The sequence below is a fragment of the Hymenobacter sp. ISL-91 genome, assembly GCF_018613725.1.
In the GTDB taxonomy this organism is placed as follows: domain Bacteria; phylum Bacteroidota; class Bacteroidia; order Cytophagales; family Hymenobacteraceae; genus Hymenobacter.
The window spans coordinates 258,534-276,173 of record NZ_JAGGPS010000026.1 but is presented as its reverse complement, the minus strand read 5'-3'; the positions used below and the strand labels follow the sequence as shown (position 1 = coordinate 276,173).

The 17,640-nt window shown below is 60.6% G+C and carries 13 protein-coding genes; 5 read left to right on the top strand and 8 right to left on the bottom strand.

The genetic code is table 11. The features are described from left to right. Positions 1 to 120: 120 nt before the first annotated feature. The 6 genes from J7E24_RS11625 to J7E24_RS11600 all read right to left on the bottom strand — a co-directional run bounded on the left by J7E24_RS11625 (position 121) and on the right by J7E24_RS11600 (position 8,402). A complete protein-coding gene (locus tag J7E24_RS11625; RefSeq protein WP_215138280.1) occupies positions 121 to 1,218 on the bottom strand; it encodes a tetratricopeptide repeat protein in 1,098 nt (365 codons plus the stop codon). 72 nt (positions 1,219 to 1,290) lie between these two features. Continuing rightward, on the bottom strand, positions 1,291 to 2,208 hold the full coding sequence (locus J7E24_RS11620; protein WP_215138278.1) for a tetratricopeptide repeat protein: 918 nt from the start codon (positions 2,206 to 2,208) through the stop codon (positions 1,291 to 1,293). Between the two features lie 150 nt (positions 2,209 to 2,358). Continuing rightward, positions 2,359 to 5,298: a DNA gyrase/topoisomerase IV subunit A gene (locus J7E24_RS11615; protein WP_251047157.1), complete on the bottom strand. Its 2,940-nt coding sequence runs from the start codon at positions 5,296 to 5,298 to the stop codon at positions 2,359 to 2,361. An 87-nt stretch (positions 5,299 to 5,385) separates the two neighbouring features. Beyond that, positions 5,386 to 5,991, bottom strand: a complete 606-nt coding sequence (locus J7E24_RS11610; protein WP_215138276.1) for a PIN domain-containing protein — start codon at positions 5,989 to 5,991, stop codon at positions 5,386 to 5,388. Continuing rightward, positions 5,992 to 6,447, bottom strand: coding sequence for a hypothetical protein (locus tag J7E24_RS11605; protein WP_215138274.1), 456 nt, complete (start codon positions 6,445 to 6,447; stop codon positions 5,992 to 5,994). A gap of 29 nt (positions 6,448 to 6,476) precedes the next feature. Next, complete coding sequence (locus J7E24_RS11600; RefSeq protein WP_215138272.1) at positions 6,477 to 8,402, bottom strand: DNA topoisomerase IV subunit B; 1,926 nt, start codon at positions 8,400 to 8,402, stop codon at positions 6,477 to 6,479. A gap of 194 nt (positions 8,403 to 8,596) precedes the next feature. Here J7E24_RS11600 and J7E24_RS11595 point away from each other — a divergent pair, with 194 nt between their 5' ends. From J7E24_RS11595 to J7E24_RS11580, 4 genes are all read left to right on the top strand, one after another. Then, positions 8,597 to 9,784 carry an AI-2E family transporter gene (locus J7E24_RS11595; RefSeq protein WP_251047156.1) on the top strand — a complete coding sequence of 396 codons (1,188 nt, stop codon included), beginning with the start codon at positions 8,597 to 8,599 and terminating at the stop codon, positions 9,782 to 9,784. A gap of 110 nt (positions 9,785 to 9,894) precedes the next feature. Continuing rightward, positions 9,895 to 10,362, top strand: a complete 468-nt coding sequence (locus J7E24_RS11590) for a ferritin-like domain-containing protein (RefSeq protein ID WP_215138270.1) — start codon at positions 9,895 to 9,897, stop codon at positions 10,360 to 10,362. A gap of 371 nt (positions 10,363 to 10,733) precedes the next feature. Then, on the top strand, positions 10,734 to 12,239 hold the full coding sequence (locus J7E24_RS11585; RefSeq protein ID WP_215138269.1) for an exonuclease domain-containing protein: 1,506 nt from the start codon (positions 10,734 to 10,736) through the stop codon (positions 12,237 to 12,239). A gap of 48 nt (positions 12,240 to 12,287) precedes the next feature. Then, positions 12,288 to 12,716: a hypothetical protein gene (locus J7E24_RS11580; RefSeq protein WP_215138267.1), complete on the top strand. Its 429-nt coding sequence runs from the start codon at positions 12,288 to 12,290 to the stop codon at positions 12,714 to 12,716. A gap of 133 nt (positions 12,717 to 12,849) precedes the next feature. On the opposite strand, the gene J7E24_RS11575 is transcribed toward J7E24_RS11580, so the two are convergent. Continuing rightward, positions 12,850 to 14,457, bottom strand: coding sequence for a hypothetical protein (locus J7E24_RS11575; protein ID WP_215138265.1), 1,608 nt, complete (start codon positions 14,455 to 14,457; stop codon positions 12,850 to 12,852). Between the two features lie 163 nt (positions 14,458 to 14,620). On the opposite strand from J7E24_RS11575, the gene J7E24_RS11570 reads away from it, so the two are divergent. Beyond that, positions 14,621 to 16,219 carry a hypothetical protein gene (locus J7E24_RS11570; RefSeq protein WP_215138263.1) on the top strand — a complete coding sequence of 533 codons (1,599 nt, stop codon included), beginning with the start codon at positions 14,621 to 14,623 and terminating at the stop codon, positions 16,217 to 16,219. A 135-nt stretch (positions 16,220 to 16,354) separates the two neighbouring features. On the opposite strand, the gene J7E24_RS11565 is transcribed toward J7E24_RS11570, so the two are convergent. Further along, positions 16,355 to 17,470: a DNA topoisomerase IB gene (locus J7E24_RS11565; RefSeq protein ID WP_215138261.1), complete on the bottom strand. Its 1,116-nt coding sequence runs from the start codon at positions 17,468 to 17,470 to the stop codon at positions 16,355 to 16,357. Positions 17,471 to 17,640 lie beyond the last annotated feature (170 nt).

Here is a 17,640-nt window from a genome sequence, read left to right as displayed (position 1 = left end):
GAGGCAAGTTAGGAAGTTTTAGTCGGAGCTGTTTTCATATCTGGCATCCAAAAACCGGGGTAACCTGCAGCAGGGGGCGTGTTGCCCGGTTACGCTTAGCCCCTCCATCAACCTAAGTTCCTACAGCCCCGGCTTGTAGAAGTCAAGCGGCTCGATGGCCTCCACGGGTGCAGGACGCGGGGTTTCGTCGACGATGACCCCGCGGGCGCGGTTGCCCACTTTCCAGACTTTGTAGGTCCAGCGGCGGTTACCAGGGTTTTCGGTTACCAGCAGGCGGTACTGGTCGGCGGCTTCGGCCCACAGGCCCTGGCTTTCGAAACTTTCGGCCAGCATGGAGCGGGCATCGGGCAGGCGCGGCGCGCGGCGCAGGGCCCGTTGCAGGTGGGGCACAGCCTGCGCGTAGCGGCGGGCTTTATAGGCCGCCAACCCCAGCCGGTAGTCGGCCCGGTAGAAGGTGGAGTCGAGCTGCGCCACGCGGGCGTAGCTGCGCAGGGCCTGCTCGGGCTGATTCTGCAGTTCGAACTGGCGGCCGTAGTCATACCAGAGCGGGGCATAAGTCGAATCCAGCTTCAGGCCTCGGGTAGCATAAACAGCTGCCTGCCCGGGCTGCCGGTAGGCATTGGACAGGAAGGCGAGCTGATGCAGAATTTCGGGTTCGCGCGGGGCGCGGGCCACGCTGGCACGCAGGTAATCGAGGGCCTGCGCCGTGTCGTTGATTCCGACAAACGCCAGGCCTTTGTAAAATAGCGCGGCCGCTAAATCGGGCTCCTGCTGCAGGGCGCGGTCGAGCTGGTCGAGGGCATCCTGGTAGCGGCGCGAGGCCAGGTGCATCTCTCCTACCAGCAGGTTGAGCTCGGGCGAAGCAAAGCCGCGGCGGGCAGCCTGGTCGGTGGCATCGAGGGCTGCTTTAATGAAGCCCTGCGCACGCAGGGCGCGGGCTTTGATGAAGTAGTACTGGCCCGGCGCATTATCGAGCGCCAACGCCTGGTTGATGTCACTCAGGGCAGCATCGGTCTGGCCGGCATCGAGACGGAAAGCGGCCCGGCGGGCGTACAGGGAAGCATTGCGGGGCTGCCGAACAATAGCGCCGTCGAGTTCCTCGGCCTGCACGCGGGGGCCGCTGGCTACCGTGCGCAGGTCAACCATAGTATCGGGCCGGGCCGCCGGAGTTGGCTCGGCACAGCCGGCCAGCAGGGCAGCCACGGTCAGCCCGGCCATTCCTCGAAATTGAAAAAACCGCACAGTCAATACAAAAAGACGGGATGAGCCGGCAAAGATACGCGCCACCACTCAGAGCGACTGGCCAAAACGGACCTGCTGCCGACGCTGGCGACGGTTGAGCTGGTTGAGCAACTTCTGGCAACTGCGGCTGATAACCAATTCTTCGGCCGTGATGGGGTTTAAGCGCCCGGCAGCCTGCAGTACCGCCCGGGCACGGGCGTCCTGGCTGCGGTTGAGGTATACCCGGGCCAAATCGTAGGCCACCTCAATGCGCTGAGAATCCAGTTGATAAGCGCGGCGCAGCGCCTCAATAGCCAGCAGCGTGCTGCCCCCCGCCGGCATCCCCCCCATAAACAGCTGGCTGTAAATGCGCTCCGGCAGGCTGTAATGGTCGACGCGGTAGTGCCAGCGGCCCAGCAGCTGCCAGGCCGCGGCCCAATCGGGGCGCAACTCGGTGGCCTGATACACATGCGGGCGCATTTCGCGGTAGGCCAGCAGGCGGCTGCGCAAGGGCTGAAGAGGGGCCTGGGCAGCTAGCACGCGAGCGGCAGCATAATGCCCTTCCGCTCCATTGGGGCACACTACCAGTGCCCGGTTGGCGTAGAGGCGGGCGGCGGCGTAGTAGGCAAAACGGCGGCTTTCGTCGGTGTAGCGGCTACCAATACGCACGCTGAGCACGGCGGCCTGCCAGAGCGCTTCGTAGGTGGCCGGAGCCCGCGCCAGCACCTGCTCGTAGCGGCTTAGCGCTTCCGACTCGCGGTAGGCGTTCAGCAGTTCGCCGGCTTCGGCCAGCCCGGCCCGCAGTGCCGGGTTGGCGGGCGGCACTCCGCAGGGGGGCGCCAGCACGGCCGTGGCGGCCGCTTTTTCGGCCGAGGTCCGTTTTGGGCGGAGCTGCGCCTGCGCCGCCGGACACGCCAGCAGCCCGGCCCCACTTACGAGCAGCCCCAGCAGCGCACCACGAACCAAAAGCAAACGAAAAACCAGCATAAATACCCAACAGCCCGGCCGTCATAATCTGCCAGCTAACGTAAAATTGCGCAATACTGCCCAAATACCCGAGGCACCGAAAGCCGGGAGGGGAAGCCACACCATAGCCGGTTGCGGCTTCCCCTCCCGGCTTTTGGTGCCTGAGCTGCGCTAGAAAAACTTGAGCTGCGACTTGGGCGTCTTGAGCAAGGCCTTGGCCTGAGCTACCTCATCGGCCGAGATATTGAACTCGTCGGTGCGGTCGGGCAGCGGCTCGTGGGGCGCGGCCGGGTCGGCAGCGGTTTGCGAAGCGGCAGCCGGCGCGGCTTTCTTCTTGGCGGCTTTGCGCTCGGGCTCGGGGCCTTCGTCGGTGAGTAGCGTCAGGGTGTGCAGCTTGTAGTAGTTGAGCTTGTTGCCGCGGGCCTTCCAGCCTTTCACATCAATGAACTCGTGGAGCAGCAGCTTTTCGGTTTCACGCTCGGCCTTCTTGTCGCGCTGCAGTTTGAGTTCGGCCACCGGCTCGGGGTGGGGCGTGGCCACCAGCAACTTCGAGCCTTTGGCTTCGCTAATGAAGGTGAAGCGGTTGGCCAAGGTGCTGGTTTCAATCTGGAAGCGCTTGACGAAGTGCATCTTCGTTTCGCCATCCAGATACACCGCGCTCAGCACTGTTTTGGGGTCAAACTTGCGCAACAGCACTAAGTTCGCCACTACAAAGTCGATGGCCGGGTCGGGCGCGGTTAGCTCGTAGGTGCCATCCTTGTACACAGCCAGCACGGTGTCGTCGGTATCGAAGGTGCCCAGGTAGCGGCCGTGGCCGTTGGCGTTTAGGCGGCCCACCACACTATCGAAGAACATTTCGCGCCCGCCCAGCGTGGAGTCGCCCAGGGCTTTCTGAGTGATTTTCTTGATAGGCTGCTTGGTGACGATGTTGCCCATCGAGCCTTTGCCCTTAATGGCGAGGTCGGCAAAGTCGAAGTCGAACTGCTTGACCCGGGCCACCGCCTTATCGGCCAGCTGAATGGCCACCAGCTCCGACTCGGAGTTGGGGTTAGCGGTGAGGTAGAGCGTTTTGGTGCCTTTAGTGCCCTTGGTGAGGTCGTAGGTTTTGTCGCGGGTGATGCCCGACACGAGGAAGCGTTTGGCGAAGCTAATGCCTGAGGCACCGTCCTGGTACACCATGTTGTACACCAGCCGGTCGTCGTTCTTGTTGTACACGCCGGCATGCAAAATGTCTTTGCCGACGAAGGTTTTCTCGGCAATGCGCGTCACCATAAAGGTGCCGTCGCGGCGGATGGCAATAATGTCGTCGAGGTCGGAGCAGTCGGTCACGGCCACCGCTTTTTCGTCCTTTTTGAGCCCGTAACCCACGAAACCGTCGGCGTAGTTCACGTAGAGCTTCTGGTTAGCCACGGCTACTTTCTGGGCCGTTACCACGGCAAAGGCGCGTAGCTGGGTGCGCCGCTCGCGGCCGGCGCCGTATTTTTTCAGCAGGCCCTCGAAGTAGTTGATGGCGTAGCGGGTGAGGTTGAGCAGATGGTCGGCTACCTCGGCCAGCTCGGCTTCAAGGCGGGCAATCAGCTCATCGGCCTTGAAGCCGTCGAACTTGCTGATGCGCTTGATGCGGATTTCGGTCAGCCGCGTCAGGTCGTCCTCGGTGATGGCACGGGAGAGCAAGATGCGCGTGTCATTGGGCTTCTCCTTCTCCCCTGCCACCCTAGTAAACTTCTTCAGACCGGCTTCAATCGTGAGCAGGATTTCGTCCCAGGTTTCGCACTCCTCGATTTTGCGGTAGATACGGTTTTCGATAAAAATCTTCTCCAGCGAAGCCGAGTGCCACTTTTCCCCTAACTCGTCCTGCCTGATTTCCAGTTCGCGCTCCAGCAGCCGCACCGTTTTCTGGGTGCTCAGCCGCAACATGTCCTCCACGGCCACGAAGCGCGGCTTGTCCTCGATAATTACACAGGTGTTGGGCGAGATGCTGATTTCGCAGTCCGTGAAGGCGTAAAGCGCGTCCATCGTCAGGTCGGGGCTCACGCCGGTCGGCAGGTGCACCTGCACCTCTACCTCGGCAGCCGTGTTATCGACCACCTTCTTGATCTTGATTTTGTTGGCTTCCGAGGCCTTCACGATGCTTTCCATGAGCGCCGTGGTGGTAGTGCCGTACGGAATGTCGCGGATGACGAGCATGGTTTTGTCGGCCTTCTCGATGGTGGCCCGCAGCCGGATTTTGCCGCCCCGCTGCCCGCTCTGGTAGTTGCTGATGTCGGCCAGGCCGCCGGTCGAAAAGTCGGGGAACAGCTCAAAACTCTTGCCCTTGAGCACCGCCACGCTGGCCTGGCACAGCTCGCGGAAGTTGTGGGGCATAATCTTGGTGCTCAAACCCACGGCAATGCCTTCTACGCCCTGGGCCAGCAGCAATGGGAACTTCACGGGCAGCGTGGTGGGCTCGCGCTTGCGGCCGTCGTAGCTCATCTGCCACTCCGTGATGTCGGGGTTGAACACCACATCCAGCGCAAACTTGCTCAGGCGGGCCTCGATGTAGCGGGGTGCGGCGGCCGAGTCGCCGGTGCGGATGTCGCCCCAGTTGCCCTGGGTTTCAATCAGCAGGTCCTTCTGGCCCAGGTTCACCATGGCGTCGCCGATGCTGGCGTCGCCGTGGGGGTGGTACTGCATGGTCTGGCCGATGACGTTGGCCACCTTGTTGAAGCGGCCGTCGTCCATCTCCTTCATGGCGTGCATGATGCGGCGCTGCACCGGCTTGAGGCCGTCCTCGATGGCCGGCACGGCCCGCTCCAGAATCACGTAGGAGGCGTAGTCCAGGAACCAGTTCTGGTACATGCCGCGCACGGTGGCCACATCGTGGATGGTTTCGCCGGGCGCAAACTTGGCTTCCTCCTCTTCCTGCTCCGACAGTTCGTCCTCAGGAATGGCTTCGGCTTCGATAATTGCCTCCACATCGGCGCCGGACTCGGCCAGGATTCCGTCGGTTTCAGCCGCCGCATTAGGTTCGGCGCCGCCCAGCTCCACCGAGTCGCCGGCGGCGTAGCGCGGCTCGGCGGCGTTGGTTTCGGAGTTCATCGGGGCGGCCTGGGGGTTCAGTTCTTCGGACATACGGGGTGCGGCTCGGGGCCGCGCTTATTTGTTCTTGTACCACTCTCCCGGCCAACGTGGCAGCGGGAGGATTCTACGCTTACTCTCTTACAAACCTAGTTTACCTGCAACGGCCTGAAAGCTGCTCATATAGCTACAGTTCAACTCCCGCAGCTCAGCAAGTAAGGCCTCCTTTTGAAAGTCGTTTTTGTTACGGGAAACAAACAGGTGTTCAACCGGACCCAACCCAGCCAAGCCTTGGCGAACTGATGCGTAAACCAAGGCGTCCTGAGCGGTCAGCGAATGTTGCTGCTGAGCCCGTGGCGCGGCCTGCAACACTTCGGCCGTTAATGGGATGATATACGCTAGTTGCGTAAGCCGGGAAGCGAGGCCAAACAAGGCGGAGGTTTGCGTGGCAGTTCGGGAAATCAACAACTCTCGCAGGGCAGTGCTAAGCTGCTTGATTTCGGCGTTGACAGCCCCTTGCTCCCGAAGATGCTGCTTTATTTCCTTCTGCAGAAAATCTTCGGCCCGCTGGCGTTCCTGCCGACGGTAACCCAGCGTTTGGAATACCTCAGTCAGGCAATACGTGGGAATAGCCAGCATAATTTCCCGAGCTTCAGCGGCACCGATAATTTTCTCGCAGGCAGTAGCCTCCTCCTGTCGAAAAGCCAGCTCCAGGATGAAGTTAGATTCTACGAATACGTACCTCATTCAAGCAGCCTGCTGAATATCGCCATGAAAAATAACCTCGTGCAGTCCAGAGTTTACCAACCACTGCTGAGCCGGATCGGCCAGCAACTCCTCGGTCGGAGTAAATTGGCTGAACATCAGCCAAGAATACACCACTGACACCAGTTGTTGCCTATCCAGTTGCTGCAAGGGGAATTTCTCCGTATCCAGTTGCTCTCGTAGCACAGAAGAAGAATCGGCCCACACCATAGTACTTCCGCCGGATGGGTCGCCGGGCAGGAAAAGCGCCATCCGCTCCGGTGTAACCAGCAGGAAGTAGCAATCGAACCGCCCAAACTGCTGCCTGATTTCACTAGGCCAGTGTTCTGAGTCGGTACTATTGGTGACTGGCTGCCGCACCTTCACCTCAACTAGCAGCCGGGGCTCCTGGCTGGCAGAATATACGATGATATCGGGTTGAAGAAACAGGCCTGTCATTGTAATATAATTAAGTGTGGTATTGCAATCTACGCCGCCTCTGCCGCTTCGGCCTGCTCAATGGGCACCTCGGCCACGGGCAGCACGTCGGAGGTAATCAGGTCTTTTTCGAGGCGCAGGTTGTCGATGATGAATTCCTGACGGGCGGGCGTATTCTTGCCCATATAGTAGGTCAGAATCTGCTGCACCGAGCGCTCAGCCTGCAGAATCACGGGCTCCAGCTTGATGTTTTCGCCGATAAACTTGCCGAACTCGTCGGGGCTGATTTCGCCCAAGCCCTTGAAGCGCGTGACTTCGGGGTTGCGGCCGAGCTGGCGCATGGCGGCCTGCTTTTCGGCTTCGTTGTAGCAATAGATGGTCGTTTTTTTGTTGCGCACCCGGAACAGCGGCGTTTCCAGAATATACACGTGGCCGTTGCGCACCAGATCGGGGAAGAACTGCAGGAAGAACGTGAGCAGTAGCAGCCGGATGTGCATGCCGTCCACGTCAGCATCGGTGGCAATCACCACGCGGTTGTAGCGCAGGTTTTCGATGCCTTCCTCGATGTTGAGCGCGTGCTGAAGCAGGTTCAGCTCCTCGTTCTCGTACACGATTTTCTTCTTCAGCCCGAAGCAGTTCAGCGGCTTGCCGCGCAGACTGAACACGGCTTCCGTCTGCACGTTGCGGCTCTTGGTGATGGAGCCCGAGGCCGAGTCGCCCTCGGTGATGAACAGCGTTGTCTGGGCCTCCTCGTCGTGCTTGCCGTCGCCGAGGTGGAAGCGACAGTCGCGGAGCTTGCGGTTGTGCAGGTTGGCTTTTTTGGCCCGCTGGTTGGCCAGCTTTTTCACCCCGGCCATGTCCTTACGCTCCCGCTCGCTCTGCTCGATGCGCTTTTTGAGCGCTTCCGCAATAGCCGGGTTCTTGTGCAGGTAGTTGTCGAGGTGCTCCTTGATGAAGTCGAGGATGAAGCCGCGCACGGTGGGGCCGTCGGGCCCCATGTTCAGCGAGCCGAGCTTGGTTTTGGTCTGGCTCTCGAACACCGGCTCCTGCACCCGGATTGAAACTGCCCCAATCACCGAAGCGCGCACATCGGAAGCGTCATAATCCTTCTTGTAGAACTCGCGCACGGTCTTCACAATGGCCTCACGGAAAGCCGCCAGATGCGTGCCGCCCTGGGTGGTATATTGCCCGTTTACGAAGCTGTAGTACTCCTCGCCGTAGTCGTTGCCGTGGGTCAGGGCCAGCTCCATATCCTCCCCTTTCAGGTGGATGATGGGGTAGCGCAGGCTCTCGGGGTCGGCTTTGCGGGACAGCAAATCGAGCAGGCCGTGCTCGGAGTAATACTTCTGGCCGTTGAAGTGGATGGTGAGGCCGGCGTTGAGGTAAACGTAATTCCAGATCTGATTTTCGAGGTACTCGGGGTAGAACTTGTAGTTCTTGAAAATCGAGTCGTCGGGCTGAAATACCATCAGCGTACCGTTGCGCTGGCTGGTTTTCTGGGGCTTGGGGTCACTGGTCAGCATGCCCTGCGAGAACTCGGCCGACTTCAGCAGCCCGTCGCGCACGCTCTGTACCAGAAAGTAATTGCTGAGCGCATTAACCGCTTTGGTACCGACCCCGTTTAAGCCCACAGACTTCTGGAATACCTTGCTGTCGTACTTGCCGCCCGTGTTAATCTTGCTTACCACGTCCACGACTTTGCCCAGCGGAATGCCCCGGCCGTAGTCGCGTACCTGTACCTTATCTTCGGAAATCTTGATTTCAATGGTGCGGCCGTGGCCCATCACGTGCTCGTCGATGGAGTTGTCGATAACTTCCTTCACCAACACGTAAATGCCGTCGTCGTAGGCCGAGCCGTCGCCGAGCTTGCCGATGTACATGCCCGGTCGCAACCGGATATGCTCGCGCCAGTCGAGTGAGCGGATGCTGTCTTCGGTGTAGCCGTGGGTAGCTACGGAAATCTGTTCTTCAGCCATGCCGAGGGGTTGCCATTCAAAAGTTGAGGTAAAATAACGCAGAAAACCGACCTTTTCCGCGTTTCATTTCGCTAGTAAAGTTAGCAAAAACCGGGGGATTATCCCAAACGATGGCCTGCCAAGGTTTACACAAGTCAGTAAATCTCTCTTTCTGAACCCGTACCCAGCTTCTCTCTCCCAATAAAATTAGCAAAATGAATTCACCTCTAAGTCCGCACCGCCTGCCTACCACTACCCCACAGCCGCCCCCCATAGTGAAGCAGGTAGCGAGCGTAAAGTTTGCCTTCCTGCTGCTGTCGGCGGTACTGCTGGTGTACACGCTGCACAAGCTCGATGATATTCTGCTGCCGCTGCTGTTTGCGGCGCTTTTTTCGCTGCTACTGCTGCCCATCTGCCGCTGGCTCGAACGCCACAGCGTGCCACGCATCCTGGCTATTATTCTGTGCCTGCTGCTGCTGCTGGCCCTGTTTGCGGGGGTTATTCTGGCCTTTGGCTCGCAGCTGACGCAGTTTCAGAGTGAGCTGCCCAAGCTGCAGGAAAAGCTGCTGGAGTTCTTTCATGATGGGCAAACGTGGGCGCAGCGCAAGTTTGGCTACCAGCCCATGAGCCTGAAGGATTTAAAGGAGTCGACCCTTAAAGCCCTGAAAAAGTCGGGCGGTACCTACCTGGGCACCACCCTCACCACTACAACCCTGGCGCTCAGCAACCTGGCTCAGGTGCTCATCTACATTTTCTGTCTGCTGCTGTACCGCGACCACCTGCGCCAGTTTATGTTCCGGTTTGTGGCCCCCGACCGCCGCACCCACGTGTTGCACACCGTCGATAACATCCAGACGGTGGTGCAGGCCTATATTTCGGGTCTGTTCAAGGTGATTGTTATTGTATCGATACTCAACGGCATCGGCTTGCTGGTGCTGGGCGTGAAATTCGCTATCTTCTTCGCCATTTTTGCCTCGGTGCTGGCCATTATTCCTTACATCGGCATCCTGATTGGTGCCACTGTTCCGGCCATTGTTACGCTGGTCGAAACCGGCTCGCCGGTGCAGGCGGCGCTGGTTATCGGGGTGTTTGTGGTGGTGCAGTTTCTGGAAGGCAACTTCATTACGCCCATGATTACCGGCTCGCAGGTCAGCATCAATCCGCTGGCCGCCATTCTGGCCCTTATTCTGGGCAACGAGTTGTGGGGTACGCCCGGCATGATTCTAAGCATTCCGCTGATGGCCGTGATAAAGGTGGTACTCGACGCTAATAAGTCGACGGAGCCCTGGGGCTTTTTGCTGGGCGACACGGCTGAGGGCGACGACTCGCTCAAGCCTGACTCAGAAGAGCCGGGCGGGCTTAAACGACTCTGGAACCAGATGCTGGGCCGGGGTACGGCGTAGGCCGGCCCCTAATTTTACACGCAACCCCAACTTGGGCCGCAGCAGTATAAGGATGCAGTTGCCGCCGCCATCCGGCCCGGCATTTATCATTTACTTTACCCTACTTCCCCATGGCTACTATCACTGGCGAAACCACCCGCGCTTACAACGACCTCGTAGAACTCAATAAAACGGCGGCTAAAGGCTACCAGGAAGCCGCTGAAGGTGTCAGCAGCCCCGACCTGAAGGCCAAGCTAAGCCAGTTCAGCCAGCAGCGGGCACAATTTGCCTCGGAATTGAGCCAGAATGCCCAGCAGTTCGGCATTAGCCCTGAAGATGAAAGCACCGTTGAAGGTGCCCTGACTGACGCCGCTGCTGCTGTACACCGTGGCTGGATCAACATCAAATCGGCCATTACGGGCCAGGACGATTCGGCCATTCTGGGCGAGTGCGAAACCGGCGACGCTACGGCGCTGCGGGGTTACGAAACCGCACTCCAGTCGAACGAGCTGCCGGCGCAGGCCCGCAGTGTAATCGAAAAGCAGCACAGCGAAATCCTGTCGACCAAAAACTGGATTACCGGTCAGAAAGGCCGCTAGTTTTTTTAAGCTGTTAGCTTTCTAAAAAGGAGTCCACTCTCGTAGTGGGCTCCTTTTTTTTGGTGTTGGCTCAGGCTTATCTAACCCAGGTTGCGAAGAACGACGTAGGGGCGCCCGCCTATTCGCCCGATGCGTTGAACGACCATTGGAGGCCTTGGTAAGTCCGTTGTAACGGCGGGCGGGGGCAAGCCCCGCCCCTACGTCGAGCCGATACCCTTACATCGTACTCCAGGTTATTTAGGGTGCGGCGAATGGTGCAACCTTCGGGCGGGGTATCTTTGTTACCAATCTGCTTAGCCAGCTAAGCCCCGCATCTTTACCAACAAAAGCTATCAGCCATCAGCTGTCAGCTAACAGCTAAAAAGAAGCCGTTGTACGCCATCATCGACCTTGAGACCACCGGGGGCCAGCCGGCGCAGGACCGCATCACCGAAATTGCCATTTACATTCATGATGGTGAGAAAGTGATTGACGAGTTCAGCTCGCTCATCAACCCCGGCCGGGCTATTCCGTTCTTCATCACCCAGCTCACCGGCATCACCGACGATATGGTGCGCGAGGCACCCAAGTTCCACGAGGTGGCCCGCAAGGTGGTGGAAATGACCGAAGGCTGCGTGTTTGTGGCGCATAATGTGCGCTTCGACTACTCGTTTTTGAAGAAGGAGTTCGGTGACCTGGGCTACAATTACTCGCGTAAAACGCTGTGCACCGTGCGCCTGAGCCGCTCGCTGATGCCGGGCCAGCCCAGCTACAGCCTGGGCAAGCTCTGCCAGAACATCGGCATTCCGCTGAACGGCCGCCACCGCGCCGCCGGCGACGCGGCGGCTACGGCCATTTTGTTCGGGCGGCTGCTCAACATCAGCCAGGAGCAGGAAACGCCGCCCGCCGCCCGCGGCCTCAGCCCAGCCGATACGCTGGCCGTGGTAGACGCCAATGCTCCTTCGGGCCGCAGGCCGGCAGCGGCCACTGCGGCTACGGCCACCAAAGCGCCCTCGCCCCGCCAGATGAAGGCCGTGCAGGAGGCTATCAAAACGGCGCTGTTGCCCCCCAATATCACGCCCCAGCACGTGGCCGCACTGCCCCATGAGGCGGGTGTGTACTACTTCCACAACGAGGCCGGGGAGGTGATTTATGTGGGCAAGAGCATCAATATCTACAAGCGTATTCAGCAGCACTTTGCCGTCGATTACAAGTCGCGCAAGAGCATCGAGTTCAAGAACTCGATATCGGAAATTACCTGGGAGCTGACGGGTTCGGAGCTGGTGGCGCTGCTGTACGAGTCGCACGAAATAAAGCGCCTGAAGCCGCTATACAACCGCCAGCAGCGCCGCTCGGTGTTTCCGGCGGGCATCTTCCTGCGCACCGACGACAAGGGCTACAAGCACCTGTATTACGGCCGCGCCGACGACCACGCCGAGTCGCACCCGCTGATTGCGTTGGGCAACCAGTTCAAGGCCAAGGGTTTTCTGTTTCATAAGGTGGCCAAGTTCAACCTGTGCCAGAAGCTTTGCGACCTGTACAAAACGCCGGGCGCGTGCTTTGACTATCAGGTACACCGCTGCCAGGGGGCCTGCCTGGGCCTGGAGCCGGCAGAGGAGTACAACAAGCGCGTGGAGGCGGCCGTCGAGTCGTTTACCTACGAGCACGGCTCGTTTGTGGTGATTGGGGAAGGGCGCCGGCCCGACGAAAAGACCCTGGTGGTGGTGGAAAACGGCCGCTACCTGGGCTTTGGCTACGTGGATGAAACGTTTTCGGCCCGCCGCTTCGAGGACTTCCGCGACGCCATCACGCGCTACAACGACAACAAGGATGTGCAGCAGATAATCCGCCAGTACCTGCGCACCAAGCACAAGGACAAGGTGAAAGTCTTCAGCTAACGGGCCGTATCTTTGATCTACCAAGTTGCCTTATTGTTTCGTTTCTGCATGCCTGCTCATACTTCTGCGCTTTCAATTACCTTCCGTTCAGACCTCGACCTACTTATTGTGCGCTGGCTGCGTGATGTAAAAAGAACTGAGCTTCAGGAAGGCTACACCCAGGTTTTACAGGCCGCCATCCAGTACCAAGCGGCTCATTGGCTCGTCGATTCGCGCCGCCGCTTTCAATCGAACCCCGAAATGGTGGACTGGCTGGCCCGGGAGTATCTGCCCGAACTGAGTCCTGCTCTCAACAACCGCCCGGTATACCTGGCTTGCCTGGTGGGGGCTACCTGGCAGCCAGGTAACGCCCCTGCCACGCCCCTGGCTGTGCTGGCGCAGTCTTCCTCTCTGGCATCCAAAGCCGAGTATCAGGTGCAGCTTTTCAGCGACGAGGGCGTTGCTACCAGCTGGCTTCAGCAAATGGCAACCAAGTAGTTTTACTGGGGCGTTGCCCTACGCCGGCAATCAGCCTAGTGCGCAGCAGCCCCACAGCAGCGGCCCCATCCGAGTCCTGGAATATCATCAACACAGATATTCCAGGACTCGGGTGGGGCCGCTGCCGCACGTGCTAGTACAACCGATGGCGCAGCAGCCAGCCGGCGGCGTCAAACTCATGCGCCTGGGGCTGGTAGGCTTCGGTGTTGAACTTGCCTACCCGTAGCGTGTTGCCGTCGCCACTCTCATAGATGGTAAGGCGGCTGACGGGGCGCTTTTGGGGGGCGGGCGCTGCTTCTATCAGATCCTGGCCCGAACCGTCGTAGATACTTAGCCGGATGCGGCCGGTAGGCTCGCCACGCAGCTCGAACGCGTCGTTGCCGCCCAGCCCAAAGAGCTTGACAGAGCGGGTTTCGGGGGCCAAAAAAGTACGCTGGTGCAGGAGCGTATCGCCCCGGGGCGTGCGGCGCAGCAGCTGCACCCGCACGGCATCGGGGCCGGCGGGCTCCACCACAAAGCGCTCGGCCTCGTCGGTGCCGGGCAGCTCTATGTCGCGGGCCAGCAGCTCATAGAACCGGTTGGCTACTGCAGGCAGCTGGGCCCGGCGGGCGCGGAGCTTGCGCGTAAATTCGGCCTGGCTCATCTTCTGCACTTCGGGCGGCCACACGGCCAGCGCGCGGGCAATCACGTCGTCCGACAGCGCCACGGTCAGCGAATCGGCCACCTGCCGGAAGTCCTCGCGCGTCAGGTAAGCCAGCAACGACTTATCCATGGGCAGGGCCGCCCGGTTGAGGCCCTCCACATCGGCCAGCCGTATCTTCTCGTGAAAGCTCTGGTAGTTGGTTTTCACCCAACCAATCATGTGCGTCAGCAGGCCATCATCGAACTTGAAGAAAGCGTGGTCCCGGTCGCGCGGAATTGCCCGGTAGGTGGTACCGCCGGCCGGAGCCGGGAAACTGGCCCAGCGCCACTGGTCTTCGCGGCGGCTCCAGTCGCCGAGCCACATATCGAACAGGCGGTTGCGCAGGTACTGGCGGGCATCTACCTGGTAGCGGGAGCTGGCCAGCAGGTTGGTGAACACCTTGCGCGAGCTTTCGACCAGCGCCGAGCGGCCAAAGCTCGCTACCGTCGTCTGGTCGCCTTCGGGCCGCTCCTCAAACAGATACAGCGCATAACCAAACTCCTCCCTGAACTCCCCCAGAGCCGGGTCGTCGGCCACGTACACGAGGCGGGGGTTGGTGTGGTACAGGCCGGCGGCAGTGGCCAGCGGCGCGGCAATGTAGGCTCCAAACGGATGGATGACGCTGGTCTGGTCCTTCATGATGCGGCCGATGGGCCCGTCGCGCAGCCCTTCGGGCAGGGCCCGGGTGGCATCCTTATCAACGGAGCGCAACACGTACTCGCGGCCGCTTTGGTCAACGAGGCGCAGGTTTTTGGTCTGGAACGAGCCGCCCTCCTTAATGGGGGTCAGGCCGCCGGGCACGGCCGTGCGCAGGTTGAACACGGGAACCCGCACCGGTAGTTTCCACAGGTCGCGGTAGTGGGTGCCCCAGAAAAACCGATGGATACCACCCCGGTCGTATTGGGGGCCGGCCGCCACCACTACCGTCGAGTCGGGGCCGATTACGGGGCGGGTTGCGGAAGTAGCCCCAGAGGGCTGAGCCGGAGCCGAGCAGGACACCAGCAGCAGGCTGCTGCTAAGGCCGGATATCAGCCAGACCGGAGAGGAGAAAAAGGACACAGTAACAGAGAAGGGGAACCTACAAGTAGCCGCCGCCAGGCGCGCCAACTACCCTTATAGCGCAAAGCCGGGGCCGGCGGTTGTTGAGGAACTCATAAGCCGCAACCAACATGCCGCGACCAATTACGTAGCAGAAGCCATTGCCGCGAACCTTACGCCCTGCATGAACTACCGTTACGCCCTGCCCTTACTGCTGCTGAGTGCCACTGCCTGCAGCCGCAAGCCTTTTTTTCAGCCTGATGCCCGCGTGGCCCACACCACTCCCCTGCCCCCCAGCGCCGATAGCGCGCTGGTTACGGCTGGCCGCCACTACCAGCGGGGGCTGGTGGGCCGCTTCGTGCTGGGCCCACACTACCGCCGGGCCTGGGCCGAGCCCGTAACGCTGCCTGTATTCCGGCCCGAGCAGTTGGCGCCGGGCGGACTGAAGTTCGTGAAAATGGGCGGAGGGTTTCAAACTACCAGCCTGACCATGGCCGACCCCGCGGGCCGCAGCTACGCGGTGCGCACCATCGACAAGAACCCCGAGAAAACGCTACCCAAGTTTCTGCGGTCCACCTTTGTATTCGGCGCCGTGCGCGACGCCACCTCGGCGGCCATGCCGTATGGGGCCTTTGTGGTGCCGCCGCTGGCCAAAGCGGCCGGCGTTCCGCACAGCAGCCCGCGACCCTATTATGTACGCCCCGATGAAACCGGGCTCGGCCCCGAATCCGAGCGGTTTCAGGGCCGGGTGGTACTGGTGGAGCGCCGGTACGAGGGCAAGGAAAACATTGACGGACCGGTAGCCGGCGCCGCCGACCTCGATGAGACGGAAGATGTGCTGCCCGCCCGCTACGAAAACCAGCGCGACCAGCTCGATGGCGCGGCCTTTGTGCGCGCCCGCCTACTGGACATGTGGCTCGGCGACTGGGACCGGCACGAAGGCCAGTGGAGCTGGGCCGCCTACCCGCAGCCCGACCGGCAACGGCGCTGGCAACCCGTTCCGCAGGACCGCGACCAGGTGTTTTTTCGGTTCGATGATGGCTGGGCCTCCTGGGTGGTGAGCAAGGCCGTGGCCAAGTTCCGCACCTTTGGGCCGCGCTACGAAAGCATTGCCGGCTACACCCGCAACGCTTCGTTTATTGATAGCCGGGCCCTGCCCGCCGTACCCCGGGCCGCTTACCTAGCAGCAGCCCGCGAGCTGCAGCAACGCCTCACCGACACCGTGATAGAACAAGCCGTGCGCCAGGGCCTGCCGCCCGCCGTGTACACCTACGAAGGCCCCCGCATGATTGCCGGCCTGAAGGCCCGCCGCGCCAAGCTGCCCCGCGTAGCCGACGAGTTCTACCGTTTGCAGGCCGAAGAAGTGATGGTAGCCGGCACCGACGAAAAGGAGCGGTTTGTGGTGGAGCGCCTGAGTGATACGGCCACCGTGGTGTCGGTGTATTCGCTGGAAAAAGTGCCTGAGGGGCAGCTGCAGGGCCAGCTGTTGTATAGCCGTAGCTTCGACCCGCGCGACACCAAAACGGTACGCCTGCACGGCCTCAAGGGCAAAGACGAGTTCCTGGTATCGGGCAAGGTGCGCCGCTCGCCCTTCATCGACATTTACGGCGGCCCCCACGAAGACCTGGTGCGCGACTCCTCCCGGGTAGCCGGCCTGCGTAAGCGCACCCGCTTTTTTGATACGGCCCGCAACAACGACTTTCAGCGCGGCTCCGAAATCAAGAACAAAACCGCCCACGACGTTCTCTCCCACGCCTTCGACCGGGACGGATCGGGAAGGTGAGATAAAAAAGAACGTCATGCCTCATCTGGCGTACGCTTGTTGAAGCACCTCTACCGCTTCGTTAAATGCGGTAGAGATGCTTCGACAAGCGTACGCCAGATGAAGCATGACGTTCTTTTGGCATTTAGATACCTTTTATTTTTCCAACTCCTTCAGCATCTCCAGCACCATGTGCTCGGTGGGGGTAAGCAGGTCGTTTTGCTTGGGGTCGGCGTCGTGGCGGCGCAGGTACTCAACGAGCTTGTTGGAGTTGAACAGCTCGATTACCTGGGGGTGGATGTAGTATTTGGAGCACACGGTGGGCGTGTTGCCCAGGTTTTCGGCCACGTCCTTAATGGCCCGCTTCAGGGTTTTAGGGCGCGGGAAATCGGGTTCCTCATCCAGAATCCGCTCCAGGCACTCCACCATTTTCACGGTGCCGCCCCAGGTTCTGAAGTCCTTGGCCGAGAGGCTCAGGCCGGTAGCCTCGTGCAGATACTCGTTCACGTCGCCCGATTCCAGCTCCTGGCGGTGGCCGTCGGGGGCGTAGTACTGAAACAGGTGCTGGCCCGGTATTTCCTTGCACTTCTGCACCATGCGGGCCAGTTTCCGGTCATGGATGGTCAGGTCGTGGGGCACACCTTTCTTGCCCACGAAGCTAAAACGCACATCGGCCCCGCTCACGTTCACATGTTTGTCGCGCAGGGTGGTCAGGCCGTAGGTTTTGTTCTTCTTGGCGTATTCCTTGTTGCCCACCCGGATAAACGACTGGTCCATGAGCGTGAGCACCAAGGCTACTACTTTCGTTTTATCGAGCTGTGGGCGGGCCAGATCCTTGTGAATGCGGGCGCGCAGGTCGGCCAGATTTTCGCCGAACGCCCGCAGACGGCTGAACTTGGTAAGGGCCCGGGCCTGGTCCCAGGCAGCGTGGTAGAGGTACTGCTTGCGGCCCTTGGCGTCGCGGCCGGTTACCTGCAAATGCGTGTTGGGCGAGGGCGAAATCCAGACGTCGGTCCAGGCTGGCGGAATCACGAAGCCCCCGATGCGGGCCAGCGTTTTTTCATCCTTCAGTAGCTCGCCTTTGGCGGTGCGGTAGCGCACGTTGCCGGCACGGGTGGTTTCGCGGGTCAGGCCGGGCTTGGTGTCGGTGAGGTAGCGCAGGCCGGCCAGCTCGGCCTGGCGGGCGGGGTCTTTATACAACTCGTGGGCAGCGGGTAGTGGGTCGAGGCGCTTTTTCTTGGTTTTGGGGCGGGCGGTGGCGGTGGTAACCATAGCGGAATCAGGCGGAATACCGCACGCGCCGGAACTGGCGGGCGGGTTTTGCTCTACGCAGAAACCCGGCAGAAGGTGGCCGCTACCCAGTGCCCCATCCAACGATGTAGCCAGCCTGGCCAACTATCTTTTTCTGCCTGATTAGCCGCCTCCTGCGGGCGTAGTGCCTG